Source organism: Verruconatronum alginivorum (genome assembly GCF_056590205.1).
Genome location: NZ_JBWPVQ010000001.1, coordinates 4,582,387 through 4,604,121, shown reverse-complemented (window position 1 = coordinate 4,604,121; position 21,735 = coordinate 4,582,387). Strand labels below are relative to the sequence as shown.

Sequence of the window (21,735 nt, the reverse complement as noted above, 5' to 3'; positions counted from 1 at the left end):
CTTCGAATGAACGGTCCCGTCTCAGCGCCCTCCTGGAAAACCTGGGCGGGAGCGGTCGCGACCATCGCGGCCGTTTTCATCTTGCTGGTGGCCGGGTTGACTCTGCGTAGCCGCCAAGAAGTCCGCCAGCAGATCCTCGACCGCGACGCGCACGTGCTGGCCGGGGTGGCCAGTATGTTGCAGTGGACCGACAGTCCCGCCCTCCTCCGCGACGATCTGGAAATCGCCCTCCAGACCTCTCGGCTCCGCGGCGTCCTTGCGGTCCGTCTCTTCGACCCCAACGGTGATTTTCATTTCGCCATTCCGTTTGAAGTCGCCGAAGCCGTTCTCACGGAAGACGATCATTCCGCTTTGCTCGCAGGACGTCCAGTGGCCCACTTCCATCCCGACGCCCGACTGGCCGACATATTCGACCTCTCGTTGGATGAACCGGTCGAAGGTCCCACTCCGTTGCAGGAGATTCTGATTCCACTGAGAAACGAAGACACGGCGGACGAGATCTCCAGCATTGTCCAATATTTGATCGACGGTGATCCGGTGAAAACGGAATTCGCCGCCTTGGACCGCACCCTCCTCCGTCAAGCCGGCAGCGCCTTGACCCTCGGTCTCGCCGGATTGATCCTGATCGCCGCCTTGGCCTTCGTCCGACTCCGGGAATCGCACCGGGCCCTGGCTGCCCAAACCGACCGGTTGATCAAAGCCAACAAAGAACTCTCCCTCGCCGCCCGCACGTCTGCCGTGGGGGCGATCACCGCCCACCTGATCCACGGAATCCGCAATCCTCTCACCGGACTCGACCTTTTTTTCCAAACCCGCAACACCGCCGAGTTGCCGGGGCAATCCCCCGAAAGCTGGAAACAACTGGCCGACGCCACCTATAAAATCAAGGACCTGGTCGACGACGTCGTGGACGTCCTCCGCGATCAAGAGATGGCCGCCACCTACGAACTGACTCTTGAAGAACTGGAGTCGGTCCTGCAGGAGAAGCTCCGTCCGAAGGCGACCCAGGTCGGCGTCCGTTTCGAAACCCGCCGCACCGGAGATGCCGCCCTGACCGGGCACGCCGCCAATATCGTCCTCCTGATCCTGATCAATCTTTTCGACAACGCCTTATCCCTGACACCGAAAGAAAAACGGATCTGGGTTGAAATTGTCCGCGAAGGCCCTTTTGTCCGGTTCGAAGTTGGGGATGAAGGTCCTGGAATTCCGGCGGAAATCCAGCCCGACCTTTTCACACCGGGAAAAAGCGGACGACCCGGCGGCACCGGTCTTGGCCTTGCCATCAGTCACCGCCTCGCCGCCAATCTCAACGCCCACCTCAGCCTCCAGCGTTCCAGCGAAAACGGCACGGTGTTCGCCCTCGAGTATCCGCTCGAAGCCTCACCGGGTCAGGCGAATATCACCCCGGCCGAAAAGAGGAGGCCGTAAATCAACAGGAGTCCGCCCGTTTTCCCCAACACCGCGCCGCTGTCGGCCCCGGTCTCGGCCACCAGCAACTGCCAGCACAGCCTTGCCCCGAACGGCAGCACCAGCACCGGCAGCAATACCGCGAAACCGTAACCCCTCATCCAGAGCGCCACTGGGGCCGCCATAGCCAACGCCAATCCGGCCGCATACTCCGCTCCGGCAAACTTCCGGCCAAACCGGACCACCAAAGTCCGCTTGTTCGCCCGGGCGTCGGTCTCCAGGTCGCGGGCGTTGTTGACCACCAAAATGTTCACCGCCAATGCCCCGACCGCCACCCCCGCGATCCAGGCGTCGGCCGTGAAATACCCCGCTTGCACGTAAAAGGTGAAAATCACCGCGACCCACCCGAAAAACACCAGGACGAACAGGTCGCCCATCCCCCGGTAAGCCAACGGAAACGGCCCGCCCGTATAGAGGATCCCGAACAAGATACTCGCCGCCCCGACCAAAACCAGCCACCATCCGCCAAAGAAAACGAGATTGAGCCCAACCAGAAAGGCCGCCACGAACACCCAGAAGATCGCCCGGAGCATCGCGGTCGGCGACACCAGACCCGCGGCGACCACCCGGGTCGGACCGATCCGGTCGGGGGTGTCGGCCCCTTTGATGAAATCGTAATAGTCGTTGGCGAAATTCGTCCCGATCTGGATCAACAGAGCGAAACCGAGGCAAAGCACCGCCGGAAGCGCCTGCCAGGCGTCATACCGAACGGCCAAGGCCGTGCCGACCGCCACCGGAACCACCGCCGCGGCCAACGTCTTCGGCCGCGCCGCCAACACCCAATGACCAGCCGCATCCGAAAGACCACCGGTCACCCGCCGGTCCCCGACTTCAGTGTTCATAAATCCCACCCATCATCTTAAATCCGACGGTCGGCATAGCCGAAAAAACACCATATGCACAGAGAAGAAGGGCGAAGATGCCGTTTCAGTCAGCCCTTCATAGTGTTTATTCGTGTTTATTAGTGGTTGAAAATCTGTGTTTAGGATCAACCGCTTTTCTGGATTCTTCTCTTCAGATGATCATCCCGACCGCCACCGTCGAATTGGTGAACTCGTCGATCAGGATCACACTCCCGGTCAAACGGTTCCGTCGGTAGCTGTCGACAAAGAGCGGCTGAGAACTCCGGACCACCAAGCGGCCGACATCGTTGAGCGTGAGCTCCTGTTCCCCTTCCATTTTGTGAAGGGTGTTGATGTTCACCTTGTATTTCAATTCCTTCACGATGCAGCGGCATTCGCGGGTGGTGTGGCGCAGGATGTATTTCCCGCCCGGATTCAGTTTCTTCTCGCCGAACCAGCAGGCCATGATTTCGATGTCCTGGGTCACCCGGGGAGGGTTGTTGGCCTTGACGATCATGTCGCCCCGGCTGATGTCGATCTCATCCTCCAAGGTAAACGAAACCGACATCGGGGAGAACGCCTCTTGCACTTCCCCTTCGAACGTATGAACTCCTTTGATACGGGTGGTGAAACCGGACGGCAACACCGTCACTTCGTCACCCGGCTTGAATACACCACCGGAAACCCGCCCGGCAAAGCCGCGGAAATCGTGGTGGTCGTTCGACTGGGGACGAATAACCCATTGCACCGGAAACCGGGCGTCGACATGATTGAAGTCGTTGGCGATGTAAACGGTTTCCAGGTTGAACAAGACACTGCCGCCCTTATACCACGGCATGTTCACCGAGGCATCGACCACGTTGTCGCCGAGCAACGCGCTGACTGGAATGAAACGCATGTCGGGGATTTCCAACCGGGAAGCGAACTCCTTGAACTGGTCGATGATCCGGTTGAAAACCTCCTCGCTGTAGTCGACGAGATCCATTTTGTTCACGCAAACCACCAAATGTTGGATACGCAGCAGGGAGGCGATGAAGGCGTGACGGCAGGTCTGCTCCACCACCCCTTTGCGGGCATCGATCAAGATGATCGCCAGGTTCGCGGTCGAAGCGCCGGTCACCATGTTGCGGGTGTACTGGATATGGCCCGGCGTGTCGGCGATGATGAACTTCCGCTTCGGCGTGGCGAAGTAACGGTAAGCGACGTCGATAGTGATGCCTTGCTCCCGCTCGGCCCGCAGACCGTCGGTGAGGAGAGCCAGGTTGACGTAGCCGTCACCTCGTTGCTGGCTGGTTTTTTCGACCGCATCGAGCTGGTCTTCGAAAATCGCTTTGGTATCGAACAACAACCGTCCGATCAATGTGCTCTTTCCATCATCGACGCTTCCGGCCGTGGTGAACCGGAGCAAATCCATGTCGAGATATTCGTTCTTCATAAAAGTGGGTCTTTCGTAATCGGTTATCCGTGGGTTTGAAACAAGGGCGCGCCGTAGGCTGACTAGAAATATCCTTGTTTCTTCCGGTCCTCCATCGCGCTCTCGGACCGCTTGTCGTCGGCCCGTCCGCCGCGCTCCGCGACTCGCGCGGCCGCCACTTCACGGATGATGTCGGTGACGTCGGCGGCCTGCGAAAGCACGGCGCCGGTGCAGGTCATGTCGCCGACGGTCCGGAAACGCACCCGCTTCTTTTCGACCACTTCGGCCGGTTGAAGCGTGACGAACTCCGACAACGCCAGCCAGGTGCCATCCCGTTGGAAGACCTCGCGGTCATGGGAGAAATAGATGCTCGGAATCTCCAGGTTTTCCAGAGCGATGTATTGCCAGACATCCATCTCGGTCCAGTTGCTCAACGGGAAAACCCGAAAATGTTCACCGAACGATTTGCGTCCATTGAAGAGGTTCCAGAGTTCCGGACGTTGGTTCTTCGGATCCCATTGACCGAACTCGTCACGGTGGGAGAAAAACCGCTCCTTCGCCCGCGCCTTTTCCTCGTCCCGGCGGGCGCCCCCGATGGCGGCGTCGAAACGGTGCTCCTCGATCGCATCGAGCAGCGTCACCGTCTGCAACGCATTGCGGCTGGCATTGGCCCCCTTTTCCTCGATGGCCCGCCCCTTGTTGATCGAGTCCTGCACGGTACGGACGATCAACTTCTCGCCGATCGACTCCACCAGGCGATCGCGGAAATCGATCGTCTCGGGAAAGTTGTGACCAGTGTCGACGTGCATCAACGGAAACGGGAACTTCGCCGGATGGAAGGCTTTCTGGGCCAACCGGACCATCACGATCGAGTCTTTGCCCCCGGAGAAAAGAAGCACGGGACGCTCGAACTGAGCGGCGACTTCCCGCATCACGAAAATCGCTTCGGATTCCAGTTGTTGGAGGTGAGTTAGATTATAGGAGGTCATAACGGAAAATCAAAATAGTGAATACATCGTCCGAACGCACGGGAAGCGCTCAAGCTTGCGGACGGATCTTCGGGAGGACGAATTGGTATAATTCCTCGAGGCTTTCTTCCGGCTTCTTGCCTTCGGTGGAGACGGTGAAATGAGCCCGTTGCGGTTCCTCGAAGAGGGAGTCTTTCCCGGTGAAGTTGGCGACGCCCCCTTGGCGAGCTTTGGCGTAAAGTCCTTTGACGTCCCGCTTGGCGCAGGTTTCGAACGAACATTGCACGTAGACCTGCAAGACGTCATCGCCAAGAATTTCGCGGGCCATTTCCCGGTTCGCCCGGCGCGGAGTGATGAACGAATTGATCACCACCAGCCCGGCCTCCACCATTAACTTGCTCACTTCCGCCACCCGCCGGATGTTTTCCGCCCGGTCTTCGTCGGAGAAACCGAGGTTCTGGTTCAACCCGGTCCGGACGTTGTCGCCGTCGAGCAGATGTGTGGCAAACCCTTCCGCAAACAACCGCTTCTCCAAAGCGACCGCCAAGGTGCTCTTCCCGGAGCCCGACAACCCGAAGAGCCAAATGACCCGGCCGGTCTGGCCGAATCGTTTCTCCTTGTCCGTCCGCGAAACAACGCGATCAAAGATCGGATGAATGTTTTTTGAGTTTGTCACTCAACATACTAAAGATAAGAACGAGACCGGATGTAAAGCTTCTTTTTAGGCGAATCATCCGGCTCCGTTTCAAGGCCGCGGCATCCCGCTCGACTCAGTCGAAAACAGGGCCCAATTGAGGTTGGAAAGGCGGATCGAAGCGCTCCTCTTCCGGGATCTCAAGTTGGTCCTCCAGTTCGCGGATCCGCTCGAGGACGATGTCCGGACGGTGGGTGTGGGCCTCCGGATCGAGGCGCGGATAGAGCTCCGTGAGCCATTCGTAAGCTTCCTGATGCCGCTCCATTCTCCGCAGCAACTCGGCGTAAATCCGGGGAGCGAACGCCGGAGGATTCCGCGTCAGCGAAGCGCGCCGGTAATATTCGGCGGCCATATCGAGATCGAGTCGTTTCCGCTGATAGATGTTGGCGATTTCCACGTAGAGGCTGGGATGGCCGGGATGAAAATTCAACCCCCGCTCCAAGTAGCGGATGGCGATCTGTCCTTGCTCGTCGTCGATCCGCTCCCGGACCGTGCGCGGCACGTTATCGTGGGGATCGATTTCCCGCACCCGCCAGACCGACATGTCGTAAGCGATCATGCGGGATCCGTTCAGCCAGAAAAAAACCGGGCGAGGATCGATAGTGGTAACGAAATTGATCATCGTCTGGGTCGCCGGCAAATCGTATTCCTCCCAGTGGGCATTCACCCGCAACCACATGAAATTCGCCAGGACCGCCCGGAATCCGCCAAGCAAACCGACCGTGATCCCCTGTCCCAACGCTCCCTCCAGGCTGGCGAGGTCGAGGGCGGGTTCTTTTTCCCGCAAGGTTTCCCAAGCCGGATGTTGCACCGGTTGCATCAGGAAGCCGGTGATCAGCAGCGCCAGCAGAATGACTCCGTATGCCCGCCAGTTCATCAGATTTCCCGCTGTTTGAAGCTGTAAATCGCCAGAAGACTGAATACCAGAATGTAGCCGATCGCGTAGAAGGTCACCTGTCCGAAGAAGACCCCTTGAAGGCGCTCACCCAAAGCGACCGAATCTCCGATGTTGAACAACTGGAAGTTCGGGAAAACCAGCGACAACATCCAGACCAGGAGGCGAGCCGGCAGGAAGGCGATGTTGGCCCATGCTTCGGTCGCCATGTATTGAAGGTGACAAATAATCAGAATGAAGAACGAAACCACCACCGTGTAGAGATTGGTGTTGGAGAAACTGGCGACCATCATCGTAATGACGCACAGAATACAGAACTTCAGCCACTGCAGAAACCCGAACACGAAGATGTCTCCGTAATGGACCAGGGTAACATCCCGCAGATCGGGGTTAGCCTCGACCAATCCGGCCTCGCGCCAGAAAAGCAACCCGGCCAGGAGCAACGTCATCAGGCCGGTGAAAACCAGCAAAACCGCCGCCACCCCGGCGAACTTGCCGAAAATGAACTCCGATCGGAAAACCGGCTTGGCCAGGATGGTGAGCGCGGTCCGGTTTTCGATCTCACTGAAGAAGAGCTGGGCGGTCGCGACGATCGCCAGGATCGAGCCAAAGAAAACGATCGCGCCGAATCCAAAGTCGGCGATGAATTTCAACTCCGAAGCGCCGAAATTGAAATCACGCAAAAAAAGCGAACTGGCGGTCATCCCGATCGCAATCAGCACCAGGAAATTGAAGAGCTTCTGCCGCACCGCCTCCAGGAAGGTGTTGCGGGCTATGACGCCAATTCGACCGGGGGAAAAAATCACTCGTTCCATATTCGGATCTCCTACTCCATTCTTCTCCGCGCCGGCACTTGTCCGGAGGCGGCACCCTCGTCCTTGGACGGACGACGCTTGGTTTCAGCCTGCTTAACGTGCTCCAGGAACACCCGGCTCAAACTCGATTGCGGTTGCTCGATCGCCGTCAGATTCGCCCCTTCCTCGGCCAGCGTCTTCCGGACGGAGCCGAGAGCCTTTTCCGATAGATTCTCCACAATCAGCGACTGCAATCCCTTTCGGCTCACCAACTCTTGCATCTCCCCTTCCAGGATCAACTGGCCCCGGTTGAGAATCGCCACCCGGTCGCAGATGTCCTCCACCTGACCGAGCAAATGGGAGCAAAGCAAAATGGTCTTTCCCTGCTCCTTCAATTTAAGAATCAACTCCGAAATCTCCGCCGAACCGACCGGGTCGACCCCGGCGGTCGGTTCGTCGAGAATGATCAAACGGGGATTATGAACCAGCGCCTGGGCCAGGCCGATCCGTTGCAACATCCCTTTCGAGTAAGTCCCGACCCGACGGTTGGCCGCCTCGCGCAATCCGACCCATTCGATCACTTCATGGCAGCGGTCGATCAGGATATCCTTCTTCACCCCGCAGACTTTGCCGAAGAACTTCACCATCTCGAAACCGGTGAGGTAGCGGTAAAAATACGGCGCTTCGGGAAGGAAACCGACGTTCTGCCTCGACTGCACCTTGTTACTGGGAACGCCGAAGATCTCGCACTTTCCTTTGGTCGGATTCAGCAGCCCGAGGATGACCTTGATGGTGGTGCTTTTCCCGGACCCGTTCGGTCCCAGGAGACCGAAGACTTGATTGTCGTCGATGCGAAGCGACAAATCGTCGACGGCCCGCAGCTTCAGATTCCGCAGACCGAAAGGAAAATCCTTGGTCAGGTTTTCGATGTTGATTGCCGGAGTGCTCATAGGCGATGGATGCGACAAAGGTCCGATTGATGGTCCGGTCGGAAATCGGCTTCCAACACGGTCAACGGCAGGAACCTAGAGCATCTTACTGAATAGTAAAATCCAAAAATTTCTGTTTGCGGTTGCCCCCCCGTTTCTCGGTGTGGCGGATGTAGCGGGAGAGCTGATCTTCCAACTCAGCGACGAAGGCTTCAACTTCCGGACGGCGTCCCTCCGCCTCCAGCTGCACCCGACCGTCGGGGAGATTCTTGACGAAACCGGTCACCTCGAATCCTTTGGCGACCTGCACCGTCTGATAACGGAATCCGACACCCTGCACTCTCCCCGAGAAGTAGGCGGAGATGTAAAATTGGTCCTTCGAATCCGAAAGTTCCTCATCGCTCATGAAGACCATTCAGAAGGAAAAAGGTGCCAATTGAAAGCCGCAATTTGACCGATTCACCGCCGGAAACGCTCTCCTTCATGGAGTTCGGTGACCCAGACATTCTGCCTGTCTCCGATCCTGGCGGCATCCAAACCGCCGTCACTACCCTTCGAGTTCCCGGAACAACAGCGTGGCGTTGTGACCGCCGAATCCGGAGTTGTTGCTGATGGCGACTTTGACTTTCCGGCTGACCTTGGTGTTCGGCACGTAATTCAAATCGCAATCGGGATCCGGTTCCTCGTAATTGATGGTCGGGGGAACTTCGCCGGTCTGGATCGTTTTCACGCAGGCGATTGCTTCGATCGCCCCGGCGGCTCCGAGCAAGTGACCGGTCATCGACTTGGTCGAGCTGACCAACAAATCTTTCGTCGCATCCCCGAACGCCTTCTTCAAAGCCACCGTTTCAAACCGGTCGTTGTAGGGAGTCGAAGTCCCATGGGCGTTCACGTAATCGACCTCCGAGGGTTGGACCCCCGCCTTTTTCAAGGTGTTGCGCACCGCCGCGGAAAGGCCCTGGCCCTCACCATCCGGCTGGGTGATGTGAAACGCGTCGCAAGTCGCGGCGTAGCCGGCCAACTCGCAATAAATCGTGGCTCCGCGGGCTTGGGCGTGCTCCAGAGTTTCCAAAATCAGCACCCCGGCCCCTTCGCCCATCACGAACCCGTCCCGCGATTTCTCGAACGGACGGCTCGCCCGCTGCGGATCGTCGTTCCGGGTGCTCATCGCCTTCATCGAACAAAATCCGGCGTAGCCGAGGGCGGTGATCGCCGCTTCGCTGCCGCCGGCGATCATGATGTCTGCGTCGCCCGTCTGCAAAATTCGCAACGACTCCCCGATCGCATGGGTCGACGAAGAACAGGCGCTGACGATCGCGTAATTCGGACCGCGCGCGCCAAACTCGATCGCCACCACCCCGGAAGCCATGTTGGCGATGAGCGACGGGATCATGAACGGCGATACCCGCCGCGGACCCCGCTCGAACAAAACGCGCGACTGCTTTTCGATCGTATCAAGCCCCCCAATACCGGAAGCCAGCAACACCCCGAAACGCTCCGCGTCGAGTTTCGTCACATCGAGCTTCGCGTGGTGCACCGCCAGCTTGGAGGCCGCCATCCCGAGGTGAACGTAACGATCGTTGCGCCGCACCTCCTTGTGGTCCATCCAATCGGTGGCGACGAAATCACGCACCTCCGAGCCGATCTGACATGGATAATCGCTGGTGTCGAACGCGGTCACCCGGTCGACTCCGCTTTTCCCGGCAAGCAGGTTGCCGAAAAAAGTCTCAACATCGTTTCCGAGCGACGTGACCACGCCCATGCCGGTCACCACCACCCGCTTGCTGGAAAAGTTCTTATCCATGAAAGCATTCAGGCGCGGGACGGATTCCGCCCCCACGCCGGATTAGCAAAACGAACTTGTGCAAACAGGCAAATTACTTGCCCGATTTTTCTTCGATGTAAGCGACCACGTCGCCCACGGTCTGGAGCTTTTCCGCTTCCGACTCAGGGATTTCGCCTTTGATCTCTTCTTTGAATTCCTCTTCAAAGGCCATGATCAATTCAACGGTGTCGAGGGAATCAGCCCCGAGATCATCCAGGAAGGAAGCCTCCGGCGTGACCTGTTCCTCGTTAACATTCAGCTGGTTAACGATGATCTCTTTAACGCGTTGTTCAGTAGTTTTTGATTCTGCCATAGTAGCTATTCTAGTGGAAACGATATTTGGCTCACATCACCATGCCACCGTCAACGGTAAAAACCTGGCCGGTAATGAAATTTGCCTTCTCCGAGCAAAGAAACTCAACCATATGACTGATGTCCTCGGATTTGCCAAACTTTTTCAGCGGAATCTGCGCCAGGATCTGCGCGGTGACCTCCTCGCTCAACTCCGCCGTCATATCGGTCTGAATAAAACCGGGAGCCACCGCGTTGCATGTCACCGACCGGGAAGCGAACTCCTTCGCCACTGTTTTCGTCAATCCGATGATCCCCGCCTTCGCCGCCGCGTAGTTCGCTTGGCCGGCGTTGCCCATCAGGCCGATCACCGAGGAGATGTTGACGATCCGGCCCCAACGCTTCCGCGCCATCGGTCGGGCCAGTCCTTTGGTCCAGTAGAAACAGCTGGAGAGATTGGTGTGGAGCACCGACTCCCAATCGTCGTCGCTCATCCGCATCAACATACCGTCCTTTGTGATCCCGGCGTTGTTCACCAGAATGTCAACCGCGCCGAATTCCTCGGTCAAATCCGCGCACGCCTTCGCCACCGCCGCCGAATCGGAGACGTCGACCGCCAGGGCCCGCGCCTTTTGCCCGCGCCCGACGATCGCCTCGGCCACCGCCCCGCAACTCGCGGCGGACTTGCTGACGCAAATCACCATGGCGCCGCCCGCGGCCAATCCTTCGGCGATCGCTTTGCCAATTCCCCGCCCGGCGCCGGTCACCACCGCCACCCGTTCTTCAAATGTGGAACTCATTGCAGCTCATCGGGCCAAAACCGATTTGAAATAGCAAGAAGAAAGGAAATCACCCCGGACTTTGCCCCTCGGGAACAAGATCGTACAGTTGGGCTTTGATTTTCCCCGGGTTCGCCTATCTTCTCTCCCGCAGCCATCTTCCGCCAGCGATGCAGATTTCGTTCGAAGCCAAGACCGTCACGCTCGGAATCGGAGAGTTCGCCGAATTCACCGATCGCCCGGTCGCGTCCGGAGGGGCCGGACGGGGAGGCGGTTTCTGGCGGGCCCAACTGGGTCAGGTCTGGCACAACGAATTGCGCAAACAGCTCGAGCAACAAACGCCCGACGCCGCGTTTGAGGTGAAAATCGCCGCCCGGTGGCCGTTTGAGAAGTGGATCTTCGAACTGCAGGGCCGGGCCGATCAGGTCATCCGCCATCCCGACGGCCATGTCACCGTGCGCGAGATCAAAACCATCCAGCATCCTCTGCCGGCCCATGAACCGGAGCTCCGCGACCTTTACCCCTCCTACTTCCTGCAACTCGAGGCGTACCGGCACCTGTATCCACTGGCTAACGACGTCGCCGGCCCGTTGACCGCCGAACTGGTTTTCGTCGAGATCCAGACCGGCATGACGCAGACCGTCCCGCTCCCCCCGGGACCGGATAACCGGTTCGAGGAACAACTTCGCCGGCTCCACCATTTCGTCGAACGGCGCCGCACCCAGCTCGAGCGGTTGCGGCACTTTTCTTTCCACTCTCCGTTCCCTACGCCGCGACCGGGCCAGGAAGCCATTCGCGATGATCTCGACGACACTCTCGGCTCCCGGCAGATCGGGCTTTTCCAGGCGCCGACTGGCTTTGGGAAAACCGGAGCAATCCTCGACTTCGCCTTGGGCCGCCTCCAGAGCGGCCACGCCTCGCGGATCGTTTACCTCACGAGCAAGAGCACCGGACAGATCCAAGCGGCCGCGCAACTCCGGCAAATGCTGGAGGGCCAACCGTCCGTATCCTTTCTCCAGGTACGCAACAAAGGGGAGCATTGCGTCAACTCCGTCTTCCATTGTTTCCGCGAGGTATGCCCTTTCCTCGCCGATCTCGAGGAACGTTGGGAAGAGAGCGGCCTGGCCCGTGCCTTCGCCCGCGACAACCACCAAATCGACCTCGATTTTCTCCGCGAAAACGGTTTACGGGCGCGGATCTGTCCCTACGAAATCACCCGGTCGGTCCTTCCCTTGCTTGACATCTGGATCGGTGATTACAATTACGTCTTTTCACCTTCGAACCGGGGTCTCTTTTTCAACCAACCCGGCTTCGATTCATCCGATACGCTGTTGATCGTCGACGAGGCCCACAACCTTCCCGGGCGGGTTTGCGACGCGTTTTCCGCCCAAACCGGCATCACCGAGGTGCTGGAAGTGATGACCCAACTCGAACTGCTCGGCGTCCCCCCCTCGCTTTCCATCGCCTGGGACCGCTGGATCGACTTCCTTTCCCATCTTCACCCGTGCGACCGCCTTTCCCCGGCCACCGAGGAAGAAGTCAAAACCTTGGTCCACCGGATCTGCGACCAATTGAGTTCCACCCCGGTCGATTATCCGCAGCTCGGTCCGGTCATCACCCAGCGGCTCATGGATCTCTTTTCCATGCGTCAGCTGCTGGAAAGCGATCAACTCGACCGCCTGCTGTGGGCTCCCGCGCCGGGCAAGCTTTCCCTCAGTTGCATCGACGCCGGGCCGTTCATCGCGGAAACGTTGCGGGGATTTCGCCAATCGGTCCTGATGTCGGCCACCTTCGGTCCCTTGGAAAGCTTTCACCAGGCCTGCGGCCTCGATCCCGATGAAGCGGGCTTCCTCGAAGCCCGGACTCCCTGGCGGCACGACGCCTGCGATGTGGCAGTCGACGTCCGGGTCGACACCCGGCTCCGTTCCCGGGCGGAACACGTTGGCACCACCGCCGCCACGGTCGCGGCGTTAGTGGGTCGATCTCCGGCCCCGGTGGTCGTGTTTTTCTCCTCTTACCGCTACGCCGAGACGATCCTCCGCCGCCTCGACGAGGAATTCCCTTGGATCCGGATCGCGATGCAGGAAAGAGGACTCGATTTCCAGCGACAGGCGGCGTTCATGGAAGAAAGCCTGGTGATGTCGGACGCCTTGTTCCTGATTCTCGGGAGCAGTTACGCCGAAAGCATCGATCTCCTCGGCGGCCGAGTCGCCCATGCCATGGTGGTCGGGCCCGCTCTCCCCGAAGTCAATGCCCTCCAAAAAGCCCGCCTCGCCAACCTCGAAAACCTCCGCCAAGAGGAAGCCTTTCACGCGGTTTATCAAATCCCCGGGATGCAGCGGGTCAACCAAGCCCTCGGTCGCCTGGTCCGAGCCCCCGAACACCGGACCCGCATTCTCCTGCATTGCCGCCGCTTCGCCGACAAGTCCTACGCCTCGCTGCTCCATGAAGACCATCGTCCCCGGACCATCGTCTGCACCGACGACGATCTCACCGATTGGCTCGCCCTTGAAACCCCGGTATCCGGAACTCCCTCCGCCGGACCGATGATTGACGACTGAGAGCTTAAAGGGGCTTGAAGGAGCGTAAGCCCCTCGGATGCTCCCCTCTCCGCCTCAGCCGTTCGTCTGCCGCCGGTCACGGACTCTTTGCCCGCCTGCTCCGGGCTTCACGCATGTAGACCCGTTTGAGGTGCTCCACCACGTCGGAAAGCCCTCGGTTGTCGGTCAACACCAGAGTGCCGGCCTTCCGGTAGAACGGTTCCCGTTGCGACAACAGATCGCGGATCCGCTTTTCCGGATCTTCGACTTCCAGCAACGGCCGGGTCTTGTTGCCCTGGGTCCGTTTTAAGATCGTCTCGGGGGTCGCGTACAAACAAATCACCACCCCTTTCGATTTCAACAATTCGATCATTCCCGGCTGGGTGATCAATCCACCCCCGCAAGCCACCACGCAGCCGCTCTCCGGATGTCCGCTTTCAATGAATTCCCGTTCGTAGCGCCGAAAGGCGGCCTCGCCTTCGGTCTCGAAAATCCGGGCCACCGGCATCCCAAGCTTCTGCTCAATCTGGACGTCGCTATCGAAAAAACGATACCCGAGTCGTACCGCCAAGGCCCGCCCCACCGTGCTTTTTCCGGTCGCCATGAAGCCGACGAGGTACAAATTCACCCCGGGCATAAACTTGGCCGCATAGATTCGATGGCGTCGGATTTTCACGTTGGTGGGAAAGTTACGGAACTATTTAAAAAATATCACGCCTTTAAAGATTCCAAAGCATGAGCCGAAGGTTATTTCCGGCCGCGATCCCGCGAATCGATGACGATCGTCACCGGCCCTTCGTTGACCAGGGAGATCCGCATCATCGCGCCAAATTCTCCGGTCGCGATCGACTTTCCCAGATCGGTCTCGAGCATCCGAATCATCCGCTCATACATGGGTCGGGCGATCTCCGGAGGCGCGGCGTCATTGAACGAAGGGCGTGTTCCCTTGCGGACATTACCGAACAGGGTGAACTGACTGATCAAAAGGATTCCGCCGCCGACATCGAGGAGCGAGCGGTTCATCGCTCCGTTCTCGTCTTCGAAGATTCTCAATTGCGGAATCTTCCGCGCCACCCAAGCCAGATCTTCGTCGGAATCATCCCGGCCGACCCCGACCAGAATCATGAGTCCCGTTCCGATCTCCCCCGTCACGACACCCCCGATTTCGACTGATGCCGAAGAAACCCGCTGTATAACCGCTTTCATAAACCAAGCGATAGCCGCAAAAAAGAGAACGATCCGCAAAAGAAAAACCTCACAAACCGCACCCACCTAGCCCTGATGGGAAACGGATAGGACGTAGCGAAGCGGAGATGGCGCAGCAATGTGCGTTCTCCTTTCTTGTAGCGTGCCGGCTTTCGCCGGATGAAAGGAGCCGCGCGCTTCAGCCGCGAGCCCGTCTCCGTCCGCCGCGGTCGGGCGGCAAAGCCAACCCGACTACGAATCCTTCCTGAGACGGCGACCGCCTGAAGGCGGGACTCCAACATATCGGCCACAGCCCTGGCCGCCCTCCGGGAACCCCGCTCTTCGTCAATTGGGTTGAGAAAGCGGGAAACTTAGGTTGTAATGGAGGAATCTCTATGCGCGTCCAACCTCTCTCACCTTTACTTCCTCTATGTGGGTATTCTGGCTGATCCTGAGCCTCCTCATCCTGCTGAATCTGTTTTGGGTTTGGATCGCCGACCTTTCCCTGCGACGCAACCGGCTTTCCTGGAAGTTCCGGCTTTTCCCTCCGTTGTTCGGGACGGCCATGGGAGTGCTGCTCTTCCTCTTTTTCATCGGACGCGGCCTCGATCTTCCGGTGCGGGATCTCTTGCCCCGGCCAATCGTCGCCGCCATGTATATCTGGCACTTGATCATCCTGCCGGGATGCCTCTTGTTGACCCCGCTGACCCGGATGGTCGCCGGAGTCCGGGGTTTCTGGCGGCACCGTCGCCGGAAACCAAGCCACGCTCCCCGCCGGGACTCCCCCGAGGGCGGAATCGACCGCCGGGTTTTCCTCCGAACCCTCGGCGCCACGGTCCCGCCGGTGGCGTTGGTCGGATTGACCGGCTTCTCGATGCCACAGTTGAGCCGTTTCCGAGTCCGCCGCTTCGAAATCCCCCTCTACGACCTTCCGCCGGTGCTCGACGGCCTCACCGTGGTCAACCTCACCGACGTCCACTCCGGTGTCTTCACCACCGGACCGACCATGCTCCAGATCGCCGAAACGACCAGCCGTCTCAACGCCGACCTCGTCCTGATGCCGGGCGATTTGATCAACGACGACATCGCCGACCTCCCGGCTGCCATCGAGATGATCCGCGCCATCGACTCCCGTCACGGTGTTTTCCTTTGCGAGGGGAATCACGATCTCATCCCGGGACCCCACGCGTTTCGCCGGGAATGCCGGGCGGCCGGGCTCAACTTGCTGGTCAACGAACAACACACCGTAACGATTCACGGCGTCCGGGTACAGATCCTCGGCTTGCGCTGGGGTAGCGGCGACCCGTTCGCGACGCGCAACGAAAATTACTCCGACGAAGCGATCCGGGGATCGTTGAACGAACTCCTCCGCCTGCGCGATCCCCACGCCTTTCCGCTGTTGATGGCCCATCATCCACACGCCTTCGATTTCGCCGCCGAGGCGGGACTGCCGTTGACGGTGGCCGGTCACACCCACGGCGGGCAACTGATGGTCAACGAGAACCTCGGGTTCGGTCCGGCGATGTATCGGTATTGGTCCGGCCTCTACCGTCTCGGGGAAAGCTACGCCGCGATCTCCAACGGCGCGGGCAATTGGTTCCCCCTGCGCACCGCCGCCCCCGCCGAGATCCTGCACCTGACCTTGCGTTCGGTCGAACGCCGCGTTTGAGTGACGACCGGCGAATTTCCGCCCGACATGAACCAAGATCTCCAAAATCCAAATACCTGGGTGTTCCTCCCCGGACTGGACGGCACCGGCGCCGCCTTCGATCCGGTGATCCCGCGTCTCCCTCCGAACGTGACTCCTCTCGTCATTCCTTATCCGGAGGCTACGCCGCTCGGTTATGAGGAATTGGTCGGATACGTCCGCGAACGCCTCCCAGCCGAACCGTTCCTGTTGATCGCCGAATCGTTCGGCGGACCGCTCGCGATCAAACTGGCGGCGACCGCCCCCGAAGGAATGGTCGGGGCGGTGATCAGCGCCTCGTTCGCCCGCCGTCCGTTCCCCGGTTTCCTGCGATTTTTCGCCCGACCCGGTCTTTTTTCCCTGCTTGCGCACTACAGCCCGGATTGGCTGATCCGATGGATCCTCGCCAGCCGCGATTCCTCGCCGGAAATCATCCGGATGGCCCGAAATCTCCTCACCGTCCATTCGCCGCGGGTGATCGCCCACCGGGCCCGTGCCGCGCTGATGGTCGACGCGACCGACGAACTGAAAGGTTGCCGCGTGCCCCTGCTCTTTTTCGGCGGGACCGCCGACAATCTGATTTGGAGGCACAACATCCGATACATTGAAAAACAACGACCCGACGTCGCGATGATTCGGCTGGATTCCCCCCACCTTCTCCTCCAACTCCATTCCGACGAAGCGTTGAAGGCGATCGGAGAGTTCTTGCGCCGGATAGCGGCTTGAGTTGCGGGTCGTATCCGTTTACATCCTCCCTATGAGCCAATCCTCGGAACTTTTCCAGAAAGCCCTCCGGCTGATGCCGGGAGGAGTCAATTCACCGGTGCGCGCCTTCCGTTCGGTCGGGGGCAGTCCGTTCTTCGTCCACCGCGCGGAAGGAGCCTATCTGCACACCGCAGACGGCGACCGGTTGACCGATTTCGTCTGCACCTGGGGCCCGGCGATTCACGGTCACAACCCGCCCGCCGTCCGCGAAGCGGTGGCGAAGGCCTTGGAAAACGGCACCAGTTTCGGCACCCCGAATCCCTACGAAGTCGAGATGGCGGAAACGATCATCGAGATGGTCCCGTCGGTGGAAAAAGTCCGGATGTGCAACAGTGGAACCGAGGCGACCATGTCCTGCATCCGGTTGGCCCGCGGTTTCACCGGCCGCGACAAAATCATCAAATTCGCCGGCTGTTACCACGGCCATGTCGATTCCCTCTTGATCAAAGCCGGCTCGGGAGCGCTCACCCATGGACGTCCCGACAGCGCCGGCATTCCCGAAAGCTTCGCCCGCGAAACCGTGGTCCTTCCCTACAATGATTTGAACGCGGTGGAAGAAGCCTTCGCCGCGAACCCGGACAGCATCGCCGGAATCATCCTCGAACCTTACCCGGCGAATGTCGGCTTGATCCTCCCCGATCCCGGCTACCTGGCCGGTTTAAGAAAGCTTTGCGACGCCAACGGAGCTTTGTTGATCTTCGACGAAGTGATGACCGGATTCCGCCTCGCCCTCGGCGGCGTGCAGGAAAAAGCAGGGATCACCCCCGACCTGACCGCCTTGGGCAAAATCATCGGAGGGGGTCTCCCGGTCGGCGCCTTCGGCGGACGCCGCGACATCATGGATCAGCTCGCTCCCGAAGGCCCCGTTTATCAAGCCGGAACCCTGAGCGGCAATCCGTTGGCGATGGCCGCCGGACTCGCCGCCCTCCGTCTACTGAAGTCCGAGAACCCGTATGAACGATTGAATACCATGGGCGAAACGCTAGCCCGCACGATCCGGGACGCCTGCGCGGACAAAGGAATTCCGGTCCAGACTCCGCAGACCGGATCGATGTTCTCGATTTATTTCTCGCGGGACCGGGTCCGCAATTACGACCAGGCGATCGCCAGTGACGCCGGACTTTTCCGCCGGTTCTTCGGCGCCTGCCTGGAGCAAAACGTCTATTTGCCCCCCTCCCCGTTCGAAGCCTGCTTCATCAGCACCGCCCATTCCGGCGAAGCGATCGAGCACGCCCAGACGGTATTCGACAAAGCGATACGGTCCATATAGAGCGTGACACAGACACTCCTGTCTGTGTCGAAATACAGGCAAGAATGCCTATCCCACGGCTATCCCCCGAGGACGGAGTTGCTCAGTTGCATGATGCTGGAGACCACGCCGAAGACGAGGAGGAAGACCAGGACGAAGACGAAGAGGAGCGAGACCGTCGAGGTGAGGACGGTCAGTCGTTTCATCTCGGTCTCCAAACTTTCGTAGCGGTTGTCGTAGATGCTGCGGAAGCCTTTGACCAGACTGCCGGTGTTTTCGCTGATGGCCAAAACGTCGGCGTCAGTGCTGACCAGGATGCCGTAGGTTTGCAGGGCGTCGGAGAAGGAGGCGCCGTCGTTGATCAACGCCCGGCAGGCTCGGAAACGGCCGCGCAGGTCTTCGTTTTTAAACGTCTTCTCCAGCAACTTCAACGCGTCGACCGTGTCGACCCCGCTCCCGAGCAGGATCGCGGCGAGGTTGGACAACCGGCTCAATTCGGAATCGAGAATCACTTCCCGCACCGCCGGGATCCGCAACAAGAGTCGGTCGGTGGTGAGCCTGCCGTCGGGGGTCTTCCGCCACTGGTAAACCGCCAACGCCGCGATGCCGATACCGAACAGAACGAACGGTCCGAAGGTCAGCGTCGAACTGGCGAAAAAGACCACCGCTTTCGCCGCGAGGGAGAGGTCGCCCCCCATCGAATCGAGCATTTCCTGCACGCGGGGCATCAAATAAAAGAGGACGAACAACAAGACAAAAAAGACCACCACCAGGATGAAGGCCGGATACGAAAGCCCGGCCAGGATGTTCTTCCGGAGAGTTATCCGGGAGCGGATCAGATCGACGATGTTGGCCAGGATCGGTTCGAGATTTCCGGTCGCCTCCCCCGCTTCGACCATAGAGGCCAGGGTCGTATCGAAAAGAGCAGGACGTTTCCGCATCGCGACTGCAAGGGTCGCCCCTTCGCTCAGGTCTTTCCAGAGTGCTCCGGCCACCGCATGCAAAGTCGGATCGGTCAGTCGTTGGTGAAGAGATTTGACCGCGTCGCCCAAGGGAAGGCCGTTGTCCAACAACTGGTGCAACTTCTCCAGAAAAGCGAGGCTGAGGGCGTCGGCTTTGGCGCGGGATAGGCGGAGTTGGTCGAGATCGACCGCCTTTTTCTTTCCCCCGGTTGCCGCGGCTTCCCGCGGCGCTTGGACGGCAGCCCCCGCGGTGGCGGTGGCCATCGTCACTTCGATCGGATTCAAGCCGGTTTCCCGGAGTTTCTGCCGGGCTTCCCGCAGACTGCCGGCGTCGATGCGTCCGGTCACCGATTTGCCACCGGCGCGCAGCGCGCGATACACGAAATTGGACATGGATGAGAGAGCTTACAAAATGATCGAACTGTCGGGGTCGAGTTCCCCTTTCCGCGATTCCTCGGCGTTGAGATCGGCGTAGCGCATGATTTCGGTCAGGGCGGTGAGTCCGTGTTTGGCGTGATGCCAGCCGCATTCCTGCAACGACCGCAATCCGTTTTCCAGCGCCCGTTTCCGGATTTCCCGGGCGGAGGCCTGTTTGTAAATCAAGTCATCGATCCGGTCGTCGATCCGGAGGATTTCATAGATCCCGATCCGGCCGCGATAGCCGAGGTTGCGGCAGTCGTCGCATCCGGCGGGACGTTTGAGGCTGGTTCCATGCCGGGCTTCGGTCGGGTCGACCCCGAGCGCGATCAGGCACGAGCGCAGGTAGCGGGAGTCGGGACTTTCCTTGGTGGCGCACGATTGGCAAAGCCGTCGGACAAGGCGTTGGGCGATGATCATCTCGACCGAAGAGGCGACCAGAAACGGCTCGATTTCCATGTCGATCAAACGGGTGATCGCCCCCGGCGCGTCGTTGGTGTGGAGCGTCGACAAGACCAAGTGACCGGTCAAGGAGGCGCGGACCGCGATGTCGGCGGTTTCCCGGTCGCGGATTTCCCCGACCATGATGACGTCCGGATCCTGACGCAAAACACTCCGCAAGGCGTTGGCGAAGGTCAGTCCGATCTCATGGTTGACCTGGGTTTGATTGATCTCCGGGATCTCGTATTCGATCGGATCCTCCACCGTGATCACCCTTCGCTCCGGGGTGCCGATCCGATGCATGAAGGCGCTCAACGTCGTGCTCTTCCCGGAACCGGTCGGACCGGTGATCAACACGATTCCATGGGGAAGATCCAACACCTGGCGGATCGCCGCTTCGTCGGTGTCGATGAACCCGAGATCGCGGATCGAAGTCGGCTGGCTCTGTTCGTTCAGCAAGCGCATACTGACGCTCTCGCCATACATCGTCGGCAAAGTCGAAACGCGGACGTCGACCTCGTCGCGCCCTTGGCCGTAGGTGATACGTCCATCCTGCGGGCGCCGCCGTTCGGAGATGTTCAGCCGCGACATGATTTTGATCCGGGAAATAATCGCGCTCTGGAAGGCGACCAAGTTCTTCGGGACCGGGACGGAGACCAACTGTCCGTCGATCCGGTAACGGATCTTGAGCGACTCCTTGCGCGGCTCGAAATGGATGTCGGTCGCCCGGTCGCGCATCGCCTGGGCGACCACTTCATTGACGAACCGGATGATGGCGGCGTTTTCGTCCTCGTCTTCCTCCTGCTTCGTTTCCCGCCGATCGAGGAGCGCCTGCATCCGGGGATCGTCGAGACTCTCCGAACCGACCCCGTAGCGTTCGGTGAGAAATCCGTTCAGCTTCTCCGGAAGCGCCATGAAAAACGTCAGTTTCCGGCCGATCTGGGCGTAGAGCCATTGGATCATTTCCGGATCGGGCGGCCAGGCGGTGGCGAGGCAATAATGTCCGTCCCACTCCGGCGGCGGATGGATCGGCAGGCATTGGTAACGGAGAATCATCCGAAGGGGGATTTTTTCGGCCTCCTCTTCGTCCGGGGTGAAGCGGTCGAGGATGTCGATCCCGATCCCGTGGCCGATGATCACCATCAATTCGCGTTCGCTGATCGCGGTCAAATCGGACAACACCGCCAGTTTTTGAGCCCGGGGCGCCCGGTCGATCCGCTGGACCTCGAGCGGATCGGTATCTTCGAGAAGACGTTGCAGGGACGGTATCTTAAGGATTTTTTCCATGGCGTGCGTCGGTGGATGGTTCAACGACCGGTCGCCGGACCGAAACGTTTTGGGAACAGCGAGATCGGGCCCGGCGGCCGGAGTGTCGCCCTTTCAGGGCTGGCGATTCAAATCGAACGAGACCCCAGGGCGTTGCCCTGGGCTGTAGAATGACTCCCCTTCGGGGCTTGGAGCCCGCGGTGACCGGACATGTCCTGAGCACTGAAGGTGCGGCCATCGTCCTGCTTCGTCCAAAAACCTGTGGAATGACTCCCCTTCGGGGCTTCGAACCCGCGGTGACCGGACGCGTTTTGAGCACTGAAAG

The 21,735-nt window shown here is 59.6% G+C and carries 20 protein-coding genes; 5 read left to right on the top strand and 15 right to left on the bottom strand.

The window, feature by feature from the left end; all coding sequences use genetic code 11:
• Positions 1 to 6: 6 nt before the first annotated feature.
• Positions 7 to 1,428 (top strand): sensor histidine kinase, encoded by a 1,422-nt coding sequence (locus ACWUI2_RS16595; protein WP_486983968.1) that lies wholly within the window; start codon positions 7 to 9, stop codon positions 1,426 to 1,428.
• On the opposite strand, the gene ACWUI2_RS16590 is transcribed toward ACWUI2_RS16595, so the two are convergent.
• From ACWUI2_RS16590 to fabG, 11 genes are all read right to left on the bottom strand, one after another.
• Complete coding sequence (locus ACWUI2_RS16590) at positions 1,389 to 2,309, bottom strand: 1,4-dihydroxy-2-naphthoate polyprenyltransferase (RefSeq protein WP_486983967.1); 921 nt, start codon at positions 2,307 to 2,309, stop codon at positions 1,389 to 1,391. The two genes, ACWUI2_RS16595 and ACWUI2_RS16590, sit on opposite strands and share 40 nt — an antisense overlap.
• A gap of 172 nt (positions 2,310 to 2,481) precedes the next feature.
• Positions 2,482 to 3,744, bottom strand: a complete 1,263-nt coding sequence (locus ACWUI2_RS16585) for a sulfate adenylyltransferase subunit 1 (RefSeq protein ID WP_486983966.1) — start codon at positions 3,742 to 3,744, stop codon at positions 2,482 to 2,484.
• 62 nt (positions 3,745 to 3,806) lie between these two features.
• Positions 3,807 to 4,712, bottom strand: a complete 906-nt coding sequence (gene cysD / locus ACWUI2_RS16580) for a sulfate adenylyltransferase subunit CysD (protein ID WP_486983965.1) — start codon at positions 4,710 to 4,712, stop codon at positions 3,807 to 3,809.
• A 49-nt stretch (positions 4,713 to 4,761) separates the two neighbouring features.
• On the bottom strand, positions 4,762 to 5,367 hold the full coding sequence (cysC, locus tag ACWUI2_RS16575; RefSeq protein ID WP_486983964.1) for an adenylyl-sulfate kinase: 606 nt from the start codon (positions 5,365 to 5,367) through the stop codon (positions 4,762 to 4,764).
• 94 nt (positions 5,368 to 5,461) lie between these two features.
• Positions 5,462 to 6,262 carry a tetratricopeptide repeat protein gene (locus tag ACWUI2_RS16570; RefSeq protein ID WP_486983963.1) on the bottom strand — a complete coding sequence of 267 codons (801 nt, stop codon included), beginning with the start codon at positions 6,260 to 6,262 and terminating at the stop codon, positions 5,462 to 5,464.
• The gene (locus ACWUI2_RS16565; RefSeq protein ID WP_486983962.1) at positions 6,262 to 7,095 is read right to left on the bottom strand and encodes an ABC transporter permease; all 834 of its coding nucleotides are present in this window, start codon (positions 7,093 to 7,095) and stop codon (positions 6,262 to 6,264) included. The genes ACWUI2_RS16570 and ACWUI2_RS16565 overlap by 1 nt, the downstream gene beginning before the upstream one ends.
• An 11-nt stretch (positions 7,096 to 7,106) precedes the next feature.
• Positions 7,107 to 8,024 (bottom strand): ABC transporter ATP-binding protein, encoded by a 918-nt coding sequence (locus ACWUI2_RS16560; RefSeq protein ID WP_486983961.1) that lies wholly within the window; start codon positions 8,022 to 8,024, stop codon positions 7,107 to 7,109.
• Positions 8,025 to 8,109: 85 nt separating this feature from the next.
• Entirely contained in the window at positions 8,110 to 8,409 is a 300-nt protein-coding gene (locus tag ACWUI2_RS16555; RefSeq protein WP_486983960.1) for an acylphosphatase, read from the bottom strand.
• 141 nt (positions 8,410 to 8,550) lie between these two features.
• Positions 8,551 to 9,807 (bottom strand): beta-ketoacyl-ACP synthase II, encoded by a 1,257-nt coding sequence (gene fabF, locus ACWUI2_RS16550; protein WP_486983959.1) that lies wholly within the window; start codon positions 9,805 to 9,807, stop codon positions 8,551 to 8,553.
• A gap of 73 nt (positions 9,808 to 9,880) precedes the next feature.
• Positions 9,881 to 10,141, bottom strand: coding sequence for an acyl carrier protein (locus ACWUI2_RS16545; protein WP_486983958.1), 261 nt, complete (start codon positions 10,139 to 10,141; stop codon positions 9,881 to 9,883).
• 31 nt (positions 10,142 to 10,172) lie between these two features.
• A complete protein-coding gene (gene fabG, locus ACWUI2_RS16540) occupies positions 10,173 to 10,919 on the bottom strand; it encodes a 3-oxoacyl-[acyl-carrier-protein] reductase (protein ID WP_486983957.1) in 747 nt (248 codons plus the stop codon).
• Between the two features lie 149 nt (positions 10,920 to 11,068).
• Between fabG and ACWUI2_RS16535 the strand changes: the two genes are divergently transcribed.
• Positions 11,069 to 13,459: an ATP-dependent DNA helicase gene (locus tag ACWUI2_RS16535; protein ID WP_486983956.1), complete on the top strand. Its 2,391-nt coding sequence runs from the start codon at positions 11,069 to 11,071 to the stop codon at positions 13,457 to 13,459.
• A 76-nt stretch (positions 13,460 to 13,535) separates the two neighbouring features.
• Here ACWUI2_RS16535 and ACWUI2_RS16530 read toward each other — a convergent pair whose 3' ends face one another.
• Together ACWUI2_RS16530 and dtd are read right to left on the bottom strand one after the other, a co-directional pair.
• On the bottom strand, positions 13,536 to 14,114 hold the full coding sequence (locus tag ACWUI2_RS16530) for a shikimate kinase (RefSeq protein WP_486983955.1): 579 nt from the start codon (positions 14,112 to 14,114) through the stop codon (positions 13,536 to 13,538).
• A 71-nt stretch (positions 14,115 to 14,185) separates the two neighbouring features.
• Positions 14,186 to 14,644 (bottom strand): D-aminoacyl-tRNA deacylase, encoded by a 459-nt coding sequence (gene dtd / locus ACWUI2_RS16525; protein WP_486983954.1) that lies wholly within the window; start codon positions 14,642 to 14,644, stop codon positions 14,186 to 14,188.
• Positions 14,645 to 15,053: 409 nt separating this feature from the next.
• Between dtd and ACWUI2_RS16520 the strand changes: the two genes are divergently transcribed.
• From ACWUI2_RS16520 to hemL, 3 genes are read left to right on the top strand one after another with little or no spacing between them, the layout of a single operon-like run.
• Positions 15,054 to 16,292 carry a metallophosphoesterase gene (locus ACWUI2_RS16520; protein WP_486983953.1) on the top strand — a complete coding sequence of 413 codons (1,239 nt, stop codon included), beginning with the start codon at positions 15,054 to 15,056 and terminating at the stop codon, positions 16,290 to 16,292.
• Positions 16,293 to 16,319: 27 nt separating this feature from the next.
• Positions 16,320 to 17,036 (top strand): alpha/beta fold hydrolase, encoded by a 717-nt coding sequence (locus ACWUI2_RS16515; protein ID WP_486983952.1) that lies wholly within the window; start codon positions 16,320 to 16,322, stop codon positions 17,034 to 17,036.
• Between the two features lie 31 nt (positions 17,037 to 17,067).
• Positions 17,068 to 18,345 carry a glutamate-1-semialdehyde 2,1-aminomutase gene (gene hemL, locus ACWUI2_RS16510; protein ID WP_486983951.1) on the top strand — a complete coding sequence of 426 codons (1,278 nt, stop codon included), beginning with the start codon at positions 17,068 to 17,070 and terminating at the stop codon, positions 18,343 to 18,345.
• Positions 18,346 to 18,404: 59 nt separating this feature from the next.
• Here the strand turns inward: hemL and ACWUI2_RS16505 are convergent, their stop codons facing one another.
• Together ACWUI2_RS16505 and ACWUI2_RS16500 are read right to left on the bottom strand one after the other, a co-directional pair.
• Positions 18,405 to 19,679, bottom strand: coding sequence for a type II secretion system F family protein (locus ACWUI2_RS16505; protein ID WP_486983950.1), 1,275 nt, complete (start codon positions 19,677 to 19,679; stop codon positions 18,405 to 18,407).
• A 12-nt stretch (positions 19,680 to 19,691) separates the two neighbouring features.
• Positions 19,692 to 21,431 (bottom strand): GspE/PulE family protein, encoded by a 1,740-nt coding sequence (locus tag ACWUI2_RS16500; RefSeq protein WP_486983949.1) that lies wholly within the window; start codon positions 21,429 to 21,431, stop codon positions 19,692 to 19,694.
• Between the last annotated feature and the right edge of the window lie 304 nt (positions 21,432 to 21,735).